Origin of the sequence: Streptomyces radicis (genome assembly GCF_003626575.1) — a bacterium.
Classification (GTDB): domain Bacteria; phylum Actinomycetota; class Actinomycetes; order Streptomycetales; family Streptomycetaceae; genus Streptomyces; species Streptomyces radicis.
Genome location: NZ_RBDY01000019.1, coordinates 48,474 through 65,501, shown reverse-complemented (window position 1 = coordinate 65,501; position 17,028 = coordinate 48,474). Strand labels below are relative to the sequence as shown.

General features: G+C 74.2%; 14 protein-coding genes. 10 read left to right on the top strand and 4 right to left on the bottom strand.

The window, feature by feature from the left end; all coding sequences use genetic code 11:
* Nucleotides 1–125 precede the first annotated feature (125 nt).
* From D7318_RS22040 to D7318_RS22030, 3 genes are all read left to right on the top strand, one after another.
* Complete coding sequence (locus D7318_RS22040) at nt 126–605, top strand: SAV_6107 family HEPN domain-containing protein (protein ID WP_120698906.1); 480 nt, start codon at nt 126–128, stop codon at nt 603–605.
* A gap of 44 nt (nt 606–649) precedes the next feature.
* A complete protein-coding gene (locus D7318_RS22035) occupies nt 650–1,465 on the top strand; it encodes a class I SAM-dependent methyltransferase (protein ID WP_120698905.1) in 816 nt (271 codons plus the stop codon).
* 207 nt (nt 1,466–1,672) lie between these two features.
* A complete protein-coding gene (locus D7318_RS22030) occupies nt 1,673–2,071 on the top strand; it encodes a DUF3040 domain-containing protein (protein ID WP_120698904.1) in 399 nt (132 codons plus the stop codon).
* A 201-nt stretch (nt 2,072–2,272) separates the two neighbouring features.
* Here D7318_RS22030 and D7318_RS22025 read toward each other — a convergent pair whose 3' ends face one another.
* The 4 genes from D7318_RS22025 to D7318_RS22010 all read right to left on the bottom strand — a co-directional run bounded on the left by D7318_RS22025 (nt 2,273) and on the right by D7318_RS22010 (nt 7,652).
* Entirely contained in the window at nt 2,273–4,654 is a 2,382-nt protein-coding gene (locus tag D7318_RS22025) for a transglutaminase TgpA family protein (protein WP_120698952.1), read from the bottom strand.
* 52 nt (nt 4,655–4,706) lie between these two features.
* Nucleotides 4,707–6,014 (bottom strand): DUF58 domain-containing protein, encoded by a 1,308-nt coding sequence (locus D7318_RS22020; protein ID WP_120698903.1) that lies wholly within the window; start codon nt 6,012–6,014, stop codon nt 4,707–4,709.
* Nucleotides 6,014–7,006: an AAA family ATPase gene (locus tag D7318_RS22015; protein WP_120698902.1), complete on the bottom strand. Its 993-nt coding sequence runs from the start codon at nt 7,004–7,006 to the stop codon at nt 6,014–6,016. The genes D7318_RS22020 and D7318_RS22015 overlap by 1 nt, the downstream gene beginning before the upstream one ends.
* A gap of 130 nt (nt 7,007–7,136) precedes the next feature.
* On the bottom strand, nt 7,137–7,652 hold the full coding sequence (locus D7318_RS22010; protein ID WP_120698901.1) for a beta-class carbonic anhydrase: 516 nt from the start codon (nt 7,650–7,652) through the stop codon (nt 7,137–7,139).
* Between the two features lie 203 nt (nt 7,653–7,855).
* Between D7318_RS22010 and rsmH the strand changes: the two genes are divergently transcribed.
* The 7 genes from rsmH (at nt 7,856) to murD (ending at nt 17,018) form a co-directional block, all read left to right on the top strand.
* Nucleotides 7,856–8,833: a 16S rRNA (cytosine(1402)-N(4))-methyltransferase RsmH gene (rsmH, locus tag D7318_RS22005; protein ID WP_120698900.1), complete on the top strand. Its 978-nt coding sequence runs from the start codon at nt 7,856–7,858 to the stop codon at nt 8,831–8,833.
* Nucleotides 8,830–9,495 carry a septum formation initiator family protein gene (locus D7318_RS22000; RefSeq protein WP_120698899.1) on the top strand — a complete coding sequence of 222 codons (666 nt, stop codon included), beginning with the start codon at nt 8,830–8,832 and terminating at the stop codon, nt 9,493–9,495. Before rsmH ends, D7318_RS22000 begins: the two co-directional genes overlap by 4 nt.
* Nucleotides 9,492–11,363, top strand: a complete 1,872-nt coding sequence (locus tag D7318_RS21995; RefSeq protein WP_120698898.1) for a peptidoglycan D,D-transpeptidase FtsI family protein — start codon at nt 9,492–9,494, stop codon at nt 11,361–11,363. Before D7318_RS22000 ends, D7318_RS21995 begins: the two co-directional genes overlap by 4 nt.
* 111 nt (nt 11,364–11,474) lie before the next feature.
* Nucleotides 11,475–13,097: a UDP-N-acetylmuramoyl-L-alanyl-D-glutamate--2,6-diaminopimelate ligase gene (locus D7318_RS21990; protein ID WP_120698897.1), complete on the top strand. Its 1,623-nt coding sequence runs from the start codon at nt 11,475–11,477 to the stop codon at nt 13,095–13,097.
* Nucleotides 13,094–14,524, top strand: a complete 1,431-nt coding sequence (locus D7318_RS21985) for a UDP-N-acetylmuramoyl-tripeptide--D-alanyl-D-alanine ligase (protein ID WP_120698896.1) — start codon at nt 13,094–13,096, stop codon at nt 14,522–14,524. The genes D7318_RS21990 and D7318_RS21985 overlap by 4 nt, the downstream gene beginning before the upstream one ends.
* Nucleotides 14,521–15,585 (top strand): phospho-N-acetylmuramoyl-pentapeptide-transferase, encoded by a 1,065-nt coding sequence (gene mraY, locus D7318_RS21980; RefSeq protein WP_120698895.1) that lies wholly within the window; start codon nt 14,521–14,523, stop codon nt 15,583–15,585. Before D7318_RS21985 ends, mraY begins: the two co-directional genes overlap by 4 nt.
* On the top strand, nt 15,567–17,018 hold the full coding sequence (gene murD, locus D7318_RS21975) for a UDP-N-acetylmuramoyl-L-alanine--D-glutamate ligase (RefSeq protein ID WP_120698894.1): 1,452 nt from the start codon (nt 15,567–15,569) through the stop codon (nt 17,016–17,018). Before mraY ends, murD begins: the two co-directional genes overlap by 19 nt.
* Nucleotides 17,019–17,028: the final 10 nt, after the last annotated feature.

Below are 17,028 nucleotides of genomic sequence, written 5' to 3'. Positions count from 1 at the left end.
CCCGACGGATTGTCAGTGCCATGGGTCACCATGTGCACAGATGCGCAATCCGCGCGGAATCAGCACACGCTGGCTTCCGCACACGACGCTGTACGACGCGAGTGACGACTGACTGGAGGCTCGTCATGAACGGACTCCCGACCGATGTGCACCCTGTGCCGCGCCGGGCTCCCGCGCCGCCGGCCGCGCTCGACCTGCTCGCCAAGGCGGAGCGCGGCCTCGACGAGGCGGCCGCGCTCACCGACCCCGGCGAGTCCTATGTGACCGCCCACCTCGCCGCGCTGCGCGCGGCCGCGGCCGTGCTCGCCGTCAGGGGCCGCCCCGAGCCGACGGCCCGCGGGCGGCGCCGGATCCGTGGCGTGTGGGAGGTGCTGCCGGAGATAGCCCCCGAGCTGGCCGAGTGGGGCGTGCTGTTCGCCGCGAGCGCGGAGCGGCGGGCCCGCATAGACGCCGGGATCAGGGGGGTTGTCTCCCGGGCCGACGCCGACGAGCTGGCGCGGGCCGCCGGGTTCTTCGTGCGCCTGGTGGAGGAGAAGCTGGTGCGCCAGCCGATGCTGCGCGCCGACCGCGAGCGGGGCGGGCAGGGGGAGCGGGGCGGCAAGTAGGGTGGTGAGGCCCCCGTCAGGCCACACCGAGGAGCACCACCACCATGCCGTCAGAGTCGAGGGTCAGCGCCCCGGGCGGCCCCGTGCCGGGACCGCACGCCGCGCTGCGCGCGGGGGTGGCCTGGGAGGTGCTGCGGCGGGCGGTCGCGCGGCGCGCCGAGGCCGCGGGGCGGCCGGTGCTCGACGTCCTCGACACCGGGGGCGGCAGCGGCAGCTTCGCCGTTCCCCTGGCCGGGCTCGGCCACCGGGTCACCGTGGTCGACCCCAGCCCCGACGCGCTGTTCGCGCTCGGGCGCAGGGCGGCCGAGGAGGGCGTCTCATGGGACTCGGCGGAGGGCGGCAGGGTCCGCGGCGTCCAGGGGGACACCCAGGACCTGCTGAGCGTCGCCGGGCGCGACGCGTTCGACGTGGTGCTGTGCCACGGCGTGCTCGAGTATGTGGAGGAGCCCGCCGCCGCGCTGGCCTCGGTGGTCGGCGCGCTGCGCGGGAGCGGCGGCACGGTGAGCCTGCTGGTGGCGGGAGTCGGCGGCGCGGTGCTCTCGCGGGCGCTGGCCGGGCGGTTCTCCGAGGCCCGCAGGGCGCTCGCCGACCCGGCGGGGCGCTGGGGCGAGGCTGACCCGGTGCCGCACCGTTTCACCGTGGAGGGGCTGACGTCGCTGGTGAGCGAGGCGGGCCTGGTGCCGGGGGAGGCGCACGGCATCCGTGTCTTCGCCGATCTGGTGCCGGGCTCGCTCGTGGACACGGAGCCCGCCGCCCTCGCCGCCCTGACCAGGCTCGAAGCGGAAGCGGCCCGTCAGCCGGCGTTCCGGGCGATCGCCGGACAGCTGCATATGCTCGCCGAGCTTCCGGGCGAACTGTAGTCCAGTTCCTCGTATCATCGTGAGGGACCAGCTGGGCATGATCCGAGGTTCGCGAGGGAAGGACATTCCCAACCCCGCGGAGCTTGGCGTGCCGGGTGTGGTGGGCGAAATTGGCGTACAGGGGTGGGTTTCACAGGGAGACTTCCCTGCCTATCCTTGGAAGAGTCGGATCGGGTCGCCACCGCGACCGACGAGTAGGAGGACTCCGTGCCGCTCTCGGACCACGAGCAGCGCATGCTCGAACAAATGGAGCGAGCGCTGTACGCCGAAGATCCCAAATTCGCGACAGCGCTTGAGGGAAACGAGCTGCGCACGTACACCCGCAAGCGGGTTTACCAAGCGATTGCCGGTTTCCTTGTGGGGATCGGCCTCCTCATGGGAGGCATGGTCGCCCAGTTCATCGCCCTCAGCGTGGTGGGCTTCCTCGTGATGCTCGGTTGTGCCGTCGTCGCCGTGACCGGCTGGCGCAAGTCGCCTCCGGCGGGCGAGGGGCAGGCGCGCGGCGAGGGCTCGGGTGGCAGGCAGCGCGGCCAGAAGCAGCGCCGTTCCATGATGAACAGGATCGAGCAGCGCTGGCAGCGACGCCGCGACGCGCGCGACGACTGAGGCCGACGAGAAGCGTTGAGGGCCGCCCGGCAGGTGCCGGGCGGCCCTTCTGCATGCCGTTCGCGGCCGGGTCGCGGCCCCGGTCGCCCCGGTCGCGCCATGGGCGCTCCAGGGGCCGCGCGGGGCCCCTCACGGGACAGCCCCGCCCCAGGCGCCCCGGGCGCCCGCAGAGCCCCGCGAGGGGCCCCGAGGCCGCCGCCCTCAGGCCCGGCGGCGCGCGAACCTGGCCGTGATCCGCCCCGACCTGGCCCGCAGGCGTCCGACGAGGGCGGCCCGCCGCTCGGCGAGCAGTCGTGTCACCCATATGGCGGAACGCGGCAGAAGGACTGCCCGCCACCGTTCGGCCCGGCTCGCCCCGGCGCGCAGGCCCGCCGTCGCGGTGCGCACGTCATGGGCGAGCCCGCGTTCCTCGCGCCGCGCGCCCGGCGGGGCGTACAGCTCCTCCTCCACGGCCGTGGCCACCCGCAGCACGGCCGCCGCGGCCTCCTCGTCGAGCCCGGTGACCCGCACCAGCCGCTCGCCCGCCTGCCGGGGCGTCTCCCAGCTCTGCGGCGGCACGCCGTGATCCCACGCGGTGTCCTTCAGCTCCCGCCAGGCCGCCAGCGACCCGGCGCCCTGCGCGAGCCGCCCGGCCCTGGCCCTGGTCCGCCACAGCAGCGGCCCGCCGAGCAGCGCGAGCACCAGGCCGCCGCCGCCGAGCCACAGCGCGGCCCACCACCCGGGCAGCCCGGCCTGGTCCTCGCTGTCCAGCGTGATCGGCTCCTGGGGCCCGCACGCGCCGTCCACGGCGGGGTCGCAGCGGTCGGGCGCGGTCGGCGTCGGCGTGGGCTCGGCCTCCGAGGGCTCGGGCTCGGGCACCTCGGGATCCGACGGGCCGTCCTGGTCGGGCGCGGCGTAGTCGGGCCGGGTGTGGTCGGGCGCGTTCCCCTGGCCGGGCGTCGGCTCGAACCTGACCCAGCCGATGCCCTCGAAGTACAGCTCGGGCCACGCGTGCGCGTTGTGGATGCCCACCGAGTAGGTGCCGCCCGGCATCCGGGTCCCCGGCGTGAACCCGACCGCGACCTGCGCGGGAATGTCGAGCGTCCGCGCCATGGCCGCCATGGTGAAGGCGAAGTGGACGCAGAATCCTTCCCTCTGCTCCAGGAAGTTGACGATCGCCTCGGTGCCGCTGCCCGACTCCACCTCGGTGTCGTAGGCGAACCCGCCCGAGCCCGTGAACCACTCCTGCAACGCCACCGCCCGCGCGTGGTCGTTGCGGGCGTCCCCGGTGACCTCGAGCGCGGTCTCCCTGACCTCGGGCGGCAGGTTGTCGGGGACCCGCGTGTAGTGCTGCGCGATGTCGGTGCGCGGCCGCGGGGCCCTGGCCAGCTGGTCGGCGGTGGGCTCGACGAGCAGGTGGTTGACCTCGTAGTCGCGCCCGCTCGCGGACAGCCCCGAGTCGTTCGACACGAGCGTCTGGGAGCCGGAGTCGAACGACCAGCCGCCCGTGGTCTCGATCCACTCCGCCGGATACGGCACCGGCAGCGACGACTGGGCGTAGCTCTCCGACGCCGCGATCGACGTGGTCACCTGCGACGTCTCGACGTCGGGGCCGAGCCCGTTCACGCCCCATGGCCCGCCGGGCACCGGGGTGTGCCAGCGCGAGGAGAGCCACTCCTCGCCCGTGAAGTCGTCGAGCGCGACCAGCCGCAGATACATCTCGTCGGGCGACGGGCTGTTGGTCCTGTACCGCAGGATCTCGCGGTCCGCGGGCTGGTTGAGCTGGTCCTGGAGCGCGACCACGGGGTTCACCGACGAGACCGAGCCGCCCCCGCCCCCGGTGCCGCCCTCGCCGTCGAGGTCGAGCAGCCCGCCGCCGAGCGACGGCAGCAGCGCGGGCGCGAGCGCGGCGACGCCCAGGCTCACCGCGCCGATGCGCCGCCCGGCGCGCGCCCTCGGCCCCGCGCCGAGCACGGTGTCCCGCGGACCCATCGGCCGCCCATGTCCTGGCCCGCCGAAGAACCTCCCCCAGGTGCCGAGCCGTTCACGCCCCTCCGCGAGCAGCAGCACCAGGTACCCGGCCGCCGCGGTCACGAAGTACGGCCAGCTCGACGCGTCCTGGGCGACGCCCGCGGCCACCGAGTACAGCGCGAGCAGCGGCAGCCCGGCCGCCGCCGCGCTGCGCATGGGCACCGCGAGGACGTCCACGAGCAGCCCGATCAGCAGCACCCCGCCGAACACCATGAGCCTGATGCCCTCGGTCGCGGGCGCGGGCACCACATACCGGCCGATGTCCTCGGCCCCCGCGGAGAGCAGCCGCCCGAACCGGTCGAACGCCGCGGGCCCCGGCAGCAGCCCGCCGACCGCGTACTCCGCCGCCGAGACCACGGTCAGCATGAGCAGCGACGCCAGCGCCTGCACCGCGACGGTCAGCGGCATGGCCATGCCACGCCAGCGCATCAGGACCCCGATGCCCGTCTGGGTGGCCGAGAGGATCGCGACCTGGACCATCCAGTCCGAGCCGTCGATCAGCGGCAGCAGCGCGCACGCCGCGGCGAGCGTGGCGACCCACGCCGCACAGGCCATCCGTATCCTGCTGTCCATCCGGCCGTTCATCCGCCCGTTCCATCCCTCCGGCTCATCGGGCACCCGCGGCTCATCGCGGCCCGGTCACGCCCCGGCCCGCGCCCGCGAGCTCGAGCGCGGCCTGCTGCCACAGCCGCCCGAGCGGCACGCCCTGGTGGAGCGCGAGCGCCGTCCACCCCGCCTGTCCCAACGCCCGCAGCCGGTCCGCCTCGTACGCAGGGTCCCACTGACCGGCCGCGAGCAGCGCGACCGCGCCGGTGGCCCGCTGCCTCAGCCGCCCGAGCACGGCGATCTGCTCGTCGTCCACGGCGCCGATGAACGCGATCAGCAGCCCGGTGTCGCCGCCCCGCGCGCCCCCGAGCGCCCCGTCGAGCCCGTCGTTGGCCGAGTGGTCGACCACCGCGAGCGCGTCCATGATCAGCCCGGTGACCTCGGTGGTGTCGGCCGTGCTGGTGTCGGGGCCCGGCATCGCGAGACCGGTGTCGGTCACGAGCTGCGCGCCGTACCCCAGCGCCACCAGGTGGCTCACGACCGAGGCGGCCCCCGACACCGCTCGTTCGAACGCCGATTCGGGCCCGCCGCCCGCATAGGCCCGCCGCCGCGTGTCGAGCAGCACGGTGCACCGCGCCTGGAGCGGCTGCTCCTCGCGCCGCACCATGAGCGCGCCCCGGTGCGCCGTCGAGCGCCAGTGCACGCGCCGCAGGTCGTCGCCGTGCCGGTAGTCGCGCGGGATGATGTCGTCGTCGCCCGCCACCGCGATGACGCGCTGCCTGCCGTCCCCGTGCCCGCCCGCGTCGCCGCCGAGCCGCACCGGCGGCAGCGACTCGATCCGCGGCAGCACGGTCATCACGTCGTACGCGTTGAACGACCGGCTCAGCTCCACCATCCCGAACGGGTCGGCGAGCCGCAGTTGCAGGGGCCCGAGCGGGTAGCGCCCCCGCAGGTCCGAGCGGATCCGGTACGTCACCTCGCGCCGCCCGCCGGGCTCGATGCGGTCGAGCACGAACCGCGGCCTCGGCCCCAGCACATAGGGCACCCGGTCCTGGAGCAGCAGCAGCCCGCTGGGCACGCGCGCGACGTTCTCCACGCGCAGGTGCACCCGCGCCTCGCTGCCCGCGCCCACCCGGGCGGGCGACAGGCGCCGCGCCGCCGCCACCCGGCTGCGGGTGCCGTGCAGCACCAGCACGCAGAGCACGGGCAGCGCGGCGAGCAGCATCCCCACGCGCAGCAGGTCGGGCTGCCCCAGCAGATACGCGCACGCCGCCGCCGCGCCCCCGGCCGCGAGGAACGACCGGCCGCGCGTGGTCAGCCCGGCGAACGCCGCCCGCAGCGGCCCCCGGTCGTCCTCCGCTCCCGCGGGCGGCCGGTGCTCGGCCATCAGTAGCCCCGCAGGCGCTGGGCGGCGTAGGGGTCGGGCACGGAGGTCCGCCGCACGATGTCGGTCACGAACTGCTCGGTGGTGTGCCGGTTCAGCTGGGCCTGCGCGCTCGGCAGCAGCCGGTGGGCCAGCACGGGCACCGCGAGCTGCTGGATGTCGTCGGGCAGCACGAAGCCGCGCCCGGCGAGCGCCGCCGCGGCCTTGGCCGCCCGCACCAGGTGGAGCGTCGCGCGCGGCGACGCCCCGAGCCGCAGCTCGGGGTGGCCGCGGGTGGCCGCGGTGAGATCGACGGCGTAACGCCGCACCGCGTCCGACACGTGCACCTCGCGCACGGCCTCGATCAGCTTGATCACGTCGCTCGCGTGCGCCGCGGGCCGCAGCGACGCCAGCGGCGAGACGCCCCCGTGCGACTCCAGCATCCGCAGCTCGGCCTCGGCGCTCGGATAGCCGACCGAGACCCGCGCCATGAAACGGTCCCGCTGCGCCTCGGGCAGCGGATACGTCCCCTCCATCTCCACGGGGTTCTGCGTCGCGATCACCATGAAGGGGCGCGGCAGCTCGTAGGTGCGCCCGTCCGCCGTGACCTGGCGCTCCTCCATCGACTCGAGCAGCGCCGACTGCGTCTTGGGCGAGGCGCGGTTGATCTCGTCGCCGATGACGATCTGCGCGAACACTGCCCCCGGCTTGAACTCGAACTCCTTGCGCTGCTGGTCGTAGACGCTGACCCCGGTGATGTCGGTGGGCAGCAGATCCGGCGTGAACTGGATGCGCTGCACCGAGCAGTCGATCGACTTCGCCAGCGCCTTGGCCAGCATCGTCTTGCCGACGCCCGGCACGTCCTCGAGCAGCAGGTGCCCCCCGGCGAGCAGCACCGTCAGCGAGAGCCGTACGACCTCCGGCTTCCCCTCGATCACGCTCTCCACCGCGCGGCGCACCTGCTCCGCCGTGGCGCTCAGATCGGTGAGGTTGGTCTGCTCCTCATAGGTCGTCACCCGGCCCTCCTCGGCCCCATTTGCCATGCCAGGCCCGACGTGCCGCCGGGCCGTGTCGATCAACCGGACACCGATTCCGAACCGGACGGTTGCCTCCCCGCAGCATTCTTCACACTGCGGGGGCCGCCCGTCACCGGCCCGGCGTGCCCGCGGGGTCGACCTCCCGCAGCAGCCCGGTCGTCACGTCGAACACAAAGCCGCGTACGTCATCAGTGTGCGGGAGAAAAGGGGAGGTGCGCACGCGGGCCATCGACTGGCGCACGTCCTGGTCGAGGTCGCGGAACGATTCCAGCGCCCAGTTCGGCCGCTGACCGACCTCGAGCTCGATCTCGTGCCTGAAGTCCTCGCTCAGGCCGTGCAGCCCGCACCCCGTGTGGTGGATGAGTACCACGGCGCGGGTCTGGAGGAGCCGTTGACTGATGGTCAGGGAACGGATCACGTCGTCGGTGACCACACCACCGGCGTTCCTGATGGTGTGGCAGTCGCCCAGCTCGAGGCCCAGGGCCTCGTGCAGGTCGAGACGGGCGTCCATGCAGGCGACGATCGCCACCTTGCGCACTGGTCTGGCGTCCATTCCGGGGTCGGTGAACGCCTCGGCGTAGCGTTCGTTGGCCCGGAGAAGCTCATCGGTGACCGTCTGCGTCATATCTGTGACGGTAATACGAGCGCCAGCGAGGCGTCTCGCCGGGACGAGTGATGCGGGTCACAGCTTCCTGGCGCATCCTGGGGTCGGTCCGGTGACCGCGGAAACCGGTGGGCTAGTGTGACGCGCACCGGGAGGCGTGCACCAGGCCACTGTTTCCGCCCGTCATTCGCCCGTCACCTGTCTCACCTCCCCCCGGAAGGCACATGACGACCAGCAACGACCGGCCGCCGGAGGCCCGGCACCGCCCCGTCATGCTCAGGCGCTGCCTCGAGCTGCTCGGCCCGGCGCTGCGTGCCCCAGGGGCGGTGGCGGTCGATTGCACCCTCGGCCTCGGCGGGCACAGCGAGGCGCTGCTCACCGCGTTCCCCGAGGCCCGCCTCGTCGCCCTCGACCGCGACCCCGAGGCGCTGCGGCTGGCCGGCGAGCGCCTCGCCCCGCACGGCGACCGCGCCACCCTCGTGCACGCCGTCTACGACGAGCTCCCCGACGTCCTCGCGCGCCTCGGCATCACCCGAGTGGCCGCCGTGCTCTTCGACCTCGGCGTCTCGTCCATGCAGCTCGACGAGGCCGACCGCGGCTTCGCCTACGCCCGCGACGCCCCCCTCGACATGCGGATGGACCAGTCCAAGGGCCCGAGCGCAGCCGACGTCCTGAACACCTACCCCCCGGGCGAGTTGGTCCGCGTCCTGCGCGCCTACGGCGAGGAGCGCAACGCCCGCCGCATCGTCGACGCCATCGCCAAGGAGCGCCGCCGCGAGCCGCTGACCTCGACCGCCAGGCTCGTCACCCTCATCCGCGACGCCCTGCCGCAGGCCGCCAAGCGCACCGGCGGCAACCCCGCCAAGCGCACCTTCCAGGCCCTGCGCATCGAGGTCAACGGCGAGCTGCGCGTGCTCGAACGCGCCCTGCCCGCCGCCATCGGCGCCCTCGCCGTGGGCGGCCGCGTCGCGGTCCTGTCGTACCACTCGCTCGAGGACCGGCTGGTCAAGCGGGCCCTGGCCGAGGGCGCCGGGTCGACGGCCCCGCCCGGCCTGCCCGTCATCCCCGAGCAGTACCAGCCGCGCCTGCGCCTGCTGACCCGCGGCGCCGAGCAGCCGGGCGAGGAGGAGCTCGCCGAGAACAGCCGCGCCGCCCCCGCCCGCCTGCGCGCCGCCGAACGCGTCAGGGAGGCCGTCAGATGAGCCGTTCCCGAGGCCCCGGGCCCCAGACGCGGCTGACCCGCCTCGCCGGGCTGGTGCCCACGCGTTCCTCGTCCGCCGCCCGCGCCCCGTTCGTCCTGCTCGTCGTGGGGCTGCTCGGCCTCGGCATGATCGCCCTGCTGTTCCTCAACGCCTCGCTCAACCAGGGCTCGTTCGAGCTGAGCGAGCTGCGCAGGGAGACCCGCGAGCTGACCGACGAGGGACAGGAGCTCCAGGCCGAGGTGGACGGGTACGCGGCCCCCGACGCCCTGGCCGAGCGGGCCCGCGAGCTGGGCCTCGTCCCGGCGGGGCCGCCCGCGTTCATCGGCCCCGACGGCACCGTCCTCGGCGAGGCCGAGCCCGCCCCCGAGCCCGCCCCCGAGCCCACGCCCGAGCCCGACGACGAGGCCGAGGGCGACGACGCGGCCAACGGCGAGGATCCGGCGGACGGTTCGGAGGAACGCCCGGAGATCGCCCCGCAGTCCGGCGGCCTCGCCCCCGCCGTCCCCGCGCCCCCGGGGCCGCCCGCGCCGCCCACCGCGCCCCCGTCCGCACCCGGGGGCGCCGCCGAGACCCAGCCGAGCCCGAGCCCGACGGTGACCGCGCCGCCGGCCCAGGCGCCCACCGCGACGCCGGGGGCGCCCCGACCGGGGGAGACCTCATGACCGCGCCCAGGCCGCCGCACCCGCGCCGTTCCCGCCCCGAGGGCCCCGCGTTGCGCCTGGGCTCCCCACGCCCCAGGCTGCGCCTGATCGGCCTGGCGCTGACGCTCATCATGGTGGCGTTCTCCGTGCGGCTGCTCCAGGTCCAGGCCGTCGGCGCCTCCTCCTACACCGAGCAGGCCACCGTCAACCGCTATGTCACCGTCCCGCTGTCCGCCGAGCGCGGCGACATCACCGACCGCGACGGCGCCGCCCTCGCCACCACCGTGGATGCCTACGACATCACCGCCGACCCGCTCCTCTTCTCCGAGGAGGAGACCGGCATCCCCGACGCCCCCGAGCGCGCCGCCGCGCTGCTCGCCCCGATCCTCGGTAGGGACGCCGCCGAGCTCACCGACCTGCTCGACGACCCCGAGTCGCGCTACGCCGTGCTCGCCCGCGAGCAACTCCCGGCCGTGTGGCGGCAGATCCAGGACCTGCGCGCCAACCTCGCCGAGCAGGAGGCCAAGGGCACGGGCGAGCAGGTGCTCTCCGGCGTCTTCGCCGAGGAGAACTCCAAGCGCGTCTACCCCAACGCCGACCTCGCCGCCGCCGTCCTCGGCTTCGTCAACGGCGAGGGCGTGGGCGGCGGCGGCCTCGAGGCGCAGCTCGAGGACCAGCTCTCCGGCGAGGACGGCGACATCACCTACGCCCAGTCGGGCGGCCGCCGCATCCCCACCGCCGAGGAGACGGAGAACCCCGCCGTCCCCGGCACCGACATCGAGCTGACCCTCGACCGCGACATCCAGTGGGCCGCGCAGCACGCCATCGAGGCCCAGGTCGAGGAGTCGGCGGCGGACAGCGGCTATGTCGTCGTCCAGGACACCACCACGGGCGAGCTGCTCGCCCTGGCGAGCGCCCCCGGCTACGACCCCAACGACCTGTCGGCGGTGGACGGCCAGGGCCTGGGCAACCCCGCGCTCCAGGACGCGTTCGAGCTCGGCTCCACCAGCAAGGTCATCACCATGGCCGCCGTTCTCGAGGAGGAGGCGGCCACGAGCGGCACGCATGTCACCGTGCCCAACCGCCTCCCGCGCGCCGACCGCAGCTTCGCCGACCACGTGGAGCACGAGACGCTCCACCTCACCCTCGCCGGCGTCCTGGCCCAGTCGAGCAACATCGGCACGATCCTCGCCGCCGAGGAGCTGGGCGACACCCAGCCCGAGGCCAACGAGGTCCTCCACTCCTATCTGCGCGCCTTCGGCTTCGGCAGCCCCACCGGGCTCGGCTTCCCCGGCGAGACCCCCGGCATCCTCGCCGACCCCGAGGACTGGAACGCCTCACAGCAGTACACGATCCCGTTCGGCCAGGGCCTGTCCGTCAACGCCGTGCAGGCCGCGTCCGTCTACTCGACGCTCGCCAACGGCGGCGAGCGCGTCACGCCCTCCCTCGTGCGCGGCACCACGGGCCCGGACGGCGAGTACCGGGCCGCGCCCGAGCCCGAACGCCAGCGCGTGGTGGGCCAGGACACCGCGACCGAGCTGACCCGCATGCTGGAGACCGTGGTCGCGAGCCCTGACGGCACCGGCTCGGCCGCCCGCATCCCCGGCTACCGCGTCGCGGGAAAGACCGGTACCGCCAACCGGGTGGACCCCGAGACCGGCGTCTACGACGGCTACACCTCGTCGTTCGCCGGGTTCGCCCCCGCCGACGACCCCCGCGTCACCGTCTACTGCGTCGTCCAGAACCCCACGGACGGCCCCTACACCGGCAGCGAGGTCTGCGGGCCCGTCTTCAACGAGGTCATGCGCTTCTCCCTGGCCGCCCTCGAGGTCCCGCCCACCGGCTCGGAGTTCGAAGGACTGCCGGTCACCTTCGACCCCGACGCCTGACCACCCCGCAGCCCCGACGACCCCGCAGCACCCGCACCAGCCCGGCACCACAGAGCGGAGCACAGGCACGTGAGAACCATCACCGACGGGTCAACCTCGTTTCGCTCCGGCATGCCCCAGCCCGGTACGCTCACCGCCGTGCCACTCGCTGATCAATCCCCGCGCCGCCCGGCGCACGTGAGGCCCGTGCCCCTGGCTGAGCTGGCCGAGCTCCTCGACATCCCCGAGCCCCGCGCCGTCGAGGCCCCGGGCGGCGAGCAGCCCGTCACCGGGATCACCCACGACTCACGCGCCGTCATCCCCGGCGACCTCTACGCCGCGCTCCCCGGCGCCCGCTTCCACGGCGCCGACTTCTCCGCCCAGGCCGCGAGCCTCGGCGCGGTCGCCGTGCTCACCGACCCCGGCGGCGCCGAGCGCGCCGCGGTCACGGGCCTCCCGGTCCTCACCGTGCCCGAGCCGCGCGCCGTGATGGGCGGCCTGGCCGCCGCGATCTTCGACGAGCCGGGGCGCGACCTGCTCCAGATCGGCATCACCGGCACCTCGGGCAAGACCACCACCGCCTACCTGGTCGAGGGCGGCCTGCGCCACGCGGCCAAGGACGGCGAGGAGACCGGCCTCATCGGCACGGTCGAGACCCGCGTCGCGGGCGAGCGCCTCGCGTCCGAACGCACCACCCCCGAGGCCACGGAGCTCCAGGCCCTCTTCGCCGTCATGCGCGAACGCGGCGTCCGCTCCGTCGCCATGGAGGTCTCCAGCCACGCGCTGGCCCTCGGCCGCGTCGACGGCTGCGTGTTCGATGTCGCCGTCTTCACCAACCTCAGCGCCGAACACCTCGACTTCCACCCGGACATCGAGGACTACTTCCTCACCAAGGCGCGCCTGTTCACCCGCGCCCGCGCGCGGCTCGGCGTGGTCAACCTGGACGACGAGTACGGCCGCAGGCTGCTCGGGCTCTCCGAGATCCCGGTGACCACGTTCTCCGCCGAGGGCCACCCCGACGCCGACTGGCGCGCCGACGACGTGGAGATCGGCCCGCTCGGCTCGACGTTCACCGCCCTCGGCCCCGAGGGCGCCCGCGTCAGGGCCACCGCACCGCTGCCGGGCCCGTTCAACGTCGCCAACGCCCTCGCCGCCGTCGCGGCCCTCGCCGTCGCGGGCATCGACCCGCAGACCGCCGCCGACGGCGTCGCCGCGGTGCCCGGCGTCCCAGGGCGGCTCGAACGGGTCGACGCCGGACAGCCGTTCCTCGCCGTGGTCGACTACGCCCACAAGCCCGACGCCGTGGAGTCCGTGCTCTACGCCCTGCGCAAGGTCACCCGCGGGCGGCTGCACGCCGTGCTCGGCTGCGGCGGCGACCGCGACCCGCACAAGCGCCCCCGCATGGGCGCCGCCCTGGCCCGGCTCGCCGACACCGCCGTGCTCACCTCGGACAACCCCCGCTCCGAGGACCCGCTCGCCATCCTGGCCGCGATGCTCGCCGGCGCCGCCGAGGTGCCCGCCCACGAGCGCGGCACCGTGCTGGTGGAGGAGGACCGCGCGGCCGCCATCGCCGCCGCCGTCGCCCGCGCCGAGCCGGGCGACACCGTCCTGGTCGCGGGCAAGGGCCACGAGCGTGGCCAGGACATCGCCGGAGTCATCCGGCCCTTCGACGACCGAGAGGAGCTGCGCGCGGCCATCGAGCGCGGCTCGCAAGCCCCAAGACACCCCGACGCCAGGCGAGGCCCGTTGCAGTGATCCCCCTTTCCGTTGCTGAGCTCATCACGGTCGTGCGGGGAGAGCCGCATGACATACCGGAGTCACCACCCCGCGTCACCGGGCCCGTGGTCATCGACTCCAGGCTGGCCGAGCCCGGCTCACTCTTCGCCGCGCTGCCGGGCGAACGCGTCGACGGCCACGACTTCGCCGTCGCCGCCGTCGCCGCCGGTGCCGCGGTGGTGCTCGCCACCCGCCCCGTCGGCGTGCCCGCCGTGCTCGTCGACGACGTCACCGCGGCGCTCGGCGCGCTCGCCCGGCACACCGTCAAGGACCTGGGCGCCACCCTCGTCGCGCTCACCGGCTCCGCGGGCAAGACCAGCACCAAGGACCTCATCGCCCAGCTGCTGGAGCGCACCGCCCCCACCATCTGGCCGCCCGGCTCCCTGAACAACGAGATCGGCCTGCCGCTCACCGCCCTGCGCGCCGGGGAGGCCACCCGCTTCCTCGTGCTCGAGATGGGCGCCCGCGGCATCGGCCACATCCGCTACCTCACGTCGCTCACCCCGCCGCGCATCGGCGTGGTCCTCAACGTCGGCTCCGCCCACATCGGGGAGTTCGGCTCGAGAGAGGCCATCGCCCAGGCCAAGGGCGAGCTCGTCGAGGCGCTGCCGTCGGCCGCGGATGGCGGTGTCGCCGTGCTCAACGCGGACGACCCGCTGGTGCGCGCCATGGCGAGCCGCACCACCGCGAGGACGCTGCTCTTCGGCGAGGCCGACGACGCGCACGTCCGCGCCGCGCACGTGCGGCTGACACCGGAGGGGCGGCCGACGTTCGAGCTGCACACCCCCACCGGGTGCGCCGATGTGACCCTGCGCCTGTACGGTGAGCACCATGTGTCGAACGCGCTTGCCGCGGCGGCAGTTGCGCATGAGGTAGGCATGTCCGCCGCGGACATCGCCGAAACCCTGACGGAGGCCGCGCCGCTCTCGAAGTGGCGGATGGAGGTCACCGAACGGGCCGACGGCGTCACCGTGGTCAACGACGCCTACAACGCCAACCCCGAGTCGATGCGCGCCGCGCTGCGCGCGCTCGTCGCCATGGGCGACGCCGCGAAGGCACGGGGCGGGCGCACGTGGGCGGTGCTCGGCGCGATGGCCGAGCTCGGGGAGGACGCGCTGGCCGAGCACGACGCCGTCGGACGGCTGGTCGTCCGGCTCAACGTGAGCAGGCTCGTGTCCGTCGGCGGCCAGGAGGCCGCGTGGCTGGACATGGGCGCCAAGAACGAGGGTTCGTGGGGTGAGGAGTCGGTGCACGTGTCCGACGCTCAGGCGGCGGTCGAGCTGCTGCGCAGGGAGCTGAGGCCGGGAGATGTCGTGCTGGTCAAGGCGTCCCGTGCGGTGGGCCTGGAGGAAGTCGCCATCCGGCTGACGGGCGACGGCGTCGATGGCGAGGTCGCCGCCCGATGAGGCAGATCCTCTTCTCCGGCGCGATCGGACTCTTCCTGACCCTGATCGGCACGCCGCTGCTGATCAAGCTGCTGGCCCGCAAGGGCTACGGCCAGTACATCAGGGACGACGGCCCCAGGGACCACCACAGCAAGCGCGGCACCCCGACGATGGGCGGCATCGCGTTCATCCTGGCGACCCTGATCGCCTACGCCCTCACCAAGGTCATCACGAGCGAACAGCCCAGCATCTCGGGTCTTCTGGTGCTCTTCCTGATGGCGGGCATGGGCCTGGTCGGCTTCCTCGACGACTACATCAAGATCGTCAGGCGGCGCAGCCTCGGCCTGCGCGCCGGCGCGAAGATGCTGGGGCAGTTCATCGTGGGCGTCACGTTCGCGATCCTGTCCCTGAACTTCGCCGATGCCCGCGGGCTCACCCCGGCGTCCACGCACCTGTCGTTCACCCAGGACTTCTCCTGGACCATCGGCCCCGTGCTGTTCGTGCTGTGGGCGCTGTTCATGATCCTGGCGATGTCCAACGGCGTGAACCTCACCGACGGCCTCGACGGCCTCGCCACGGGCGCCTCGGTGATGGTGTTCGGCGCGTATGTCTTCATCGGCGTCTGGCAGTACGGCCAGACGTGCGCCGACCCGGTCACCGCGGGGGCCTCCTGTTACGAGGTACGCGATCCGCTCGACGCCGCGGTGGTGGCCGCCGCGCTGATGGGGGCGCTCTTCGGCTTCCTGTGGTGGAACACCTCACCGGCCAAGATCTTCATGGGCGACACCGGCTCACTGGCGCTCGGCGGCGCGCTCGCGGGGCTCGCCATCGTCTCCCGCACCGAGCTGCTCATCGCGGTGCTCGGCGGCCTCTTCGTCCTGATCACCATGTCCGTGGTCATCCAGGTCGGCTCGTTCCGGCTGACCGGGCGGCGCGTGTTCAAGATGGCGCCGCTCCAGCACCACTTCGAGCTCAAGGGCTGGAGCGAGGTCCTGGTCGTCGTGCGGTTCTGGATCATCCAGGGCATGTGCGTCATCGTCGGCATCGGCATCTTCTACGGCACATGGGTGGCGGACTGGTGACACGGCGGGTGGAGACGTTCGACGGCCTGCGCGTGACCGTGGCCGGGCTCGGGGTGAGCGGGGTCAGCACGGCCCGTGCCCTGGCCCGGCTCGGGTCGCGGGTCACCGTCGTGGACGGCGGCGACAGCGAGCGCCAGCGGGCGCGCGCGGCCGAGCTGGGCGCCGAGGGCATCGACGTCTGGCTCGGCGACGGCGAGCGGCTTCCCGGCGACACCGACCTGGTGGTCACGTCGCCCGGCTGGCGCCCCGACAGCCCCCTGTTCACCGCGGCGGCCGCCATCGACGTCGAGGTCGTCGGCGACGTCGAGATCGCCTGGCGGCTGCGCGGCGCGTCGGGCCCGCCCTGGCTCGCCGTCACCGGCACCAACGGCAAGACCACCACCGTGCGCATGCTCGCCGCCATCCTTCAGGCGGCGGGCCTGCGCACGGCCGCGGTCGGGAACATCGGCACCCCGCTCGTCGACGTCGTCCTGGCCGACCCGCCCTACGACGTGCTGGCCGTCGAGCTGTCCAGCTACCAGCTGCACTGGGCGCCCTCCGTGCGCCCGCACTCGGGGGCCGTGCTCAACCTGGCCCCCGACCACCTCGACTGGCACGGCTCGATGGACGCGTACGCCGCGGACAAGGGCCGCGTCTACGCCGGGAACCGGGTCGCCTGCGTCTACAACGTCGCCGACCCCGCCACCGAGGACCTGGTCGCCAAGGCGGACGTGGTCGAGGGCTGCCGCGCCGTCGGCTTCACCCTCGGCCCGCCCGGGCTCTCCCAACTCGGCGTCGTGGACGGCGTCCTGGCCGACCGGGCGTTCATCCCCGACCGCAGGGAGCGCGCCCAGGAGCTCGCCACCGTCGCCGACGTGAACCCCCCGGCCCCGCACAACATCGCCAACGCCCTGGCCGCCGCCGCCCTGGCCCGCGCCTACGGCGTGGAGCCCGCGGCCGTGCGCGACGGGCTGCGCGCGTTCACCCCCGATCCGCACCGCATCGAGCACGTCGCCGACGTGGCGGGGGTGTCCTATGTGGACGACTCCAAGGCCACCAACACCCATGCCGCCGAGGCGTCCCTCGCCGCCTACCCGTCCACCGTGTGGATCGCCGGAGGGCTGGCCAAGGGCGCGACGTTCGACGACCTGGTGCGCGGCGCCGTCGGGCGGCTGCGCGGCGTGGTCCTCATCGGCGCCGACCGCGGCCTGATCGCCGACGCCCTGGCGCGACACGCCCCGGATGTGCCGGTCGTCGACCTCGACCGGACGGACACTGGGGCGATGGCGGCGGCTGTCCACGAGGCGACCCGGCTGGCCCGGCCCGGAGACACGGTCCTGATGGCCCCGGCCTGTGCCTCGATGGATATGTTCACGAATTACAACGAGCGGGGCGACGCCTTCGCCGCCGCCGTCCACGCCCTGGCGGACGGTCAGGGCGCAACCGAGCAGTAGCCCGCGGGAG

What these genes read in the sequence shown, in the direction of transcription:
- D7318_RS22040 (WP_120698906.1), top strand. Translation starts at nt 126, where the DNA reads ATGAACGGACTCCCGACCGATGTGCACCCTGTGCCGCGCCGGGCTCCC.
- D7318_RS22035 (WP_120698905.1), top strand. Translation starts at nt 650, where the DNA reads ATGCCGTCAGAGTCGAGGGTCAGCGCCCCGGGCGGCCCCGTGCCGGGA.
- D7318_RS22025 (WP_120698952.1), bottom strand. Translation starts at nt 4,654, where the DNA reads ATGGACAGCAGGATACGGATGGCCTGTGCGGCGTGGGTCGCCACGCTC.
- D7318_RS22020 (WP_120698903.1), bottom strand. Translation starts at nt 6,014, where the DNA reads ATGGCCGAGCACCGGCCGCCCGCGGGAGCGGAGGACGACCGGGGGCCG.
- D7318_RS22010 (WP_120698901.1), bottom strand. Translation starts at nt 7,652, where the DNA reads ATGACGCAGACGGTCACCGATGAGCTTCTCCGGGCCAACGAACGCTAC.
- rsmH (WP_120698900.1), top strand. Translation starts at nt 7,856, where the DNA reads ATGACGACCAGCAACGACCGGCCGCCGGAGGCCCGGCACCGCCCCGTC.
- D7318_RS22000 (WP_120698899.1), top strand. Translation starts at nt 8,830, where the DNA reads ATGAGCCGTTCCCGAGGCCCCGGGCCCCAGACGCGGCTGACCCGCCTC.
- D7318_RS21995 (WP_120698898.1), top strand. Translation starts at nt 9,492, where the DNA reads ATGACCGCGCCCAGGCCGCCGCACCCGCGCCGTTCCCGCCCCGAGGGC.
- D7318_RS21990 (WP_120698897.1), top strand. Translation starts at nt 11,475, where the DNA reads ATGCCCCAGCCCGGTACGCTCACCGCCGTGCCACTCGCTGATCAATCC.
- mraY (WP_120698895.1), top strand. Translation starts at nt 14,521, where the DNA reads ATGAGGCAGATCCTCTTCTCCGGCGCGATCGGACTCTTCCTGACCCTG.
- murD (WP_120698894.1), top strand. Translation starts at nt 15,567, where the DNA reads ATGGGTGGCGGACTGGTGACACGGCGGGTGGAGACGTTCGACGGCCTG.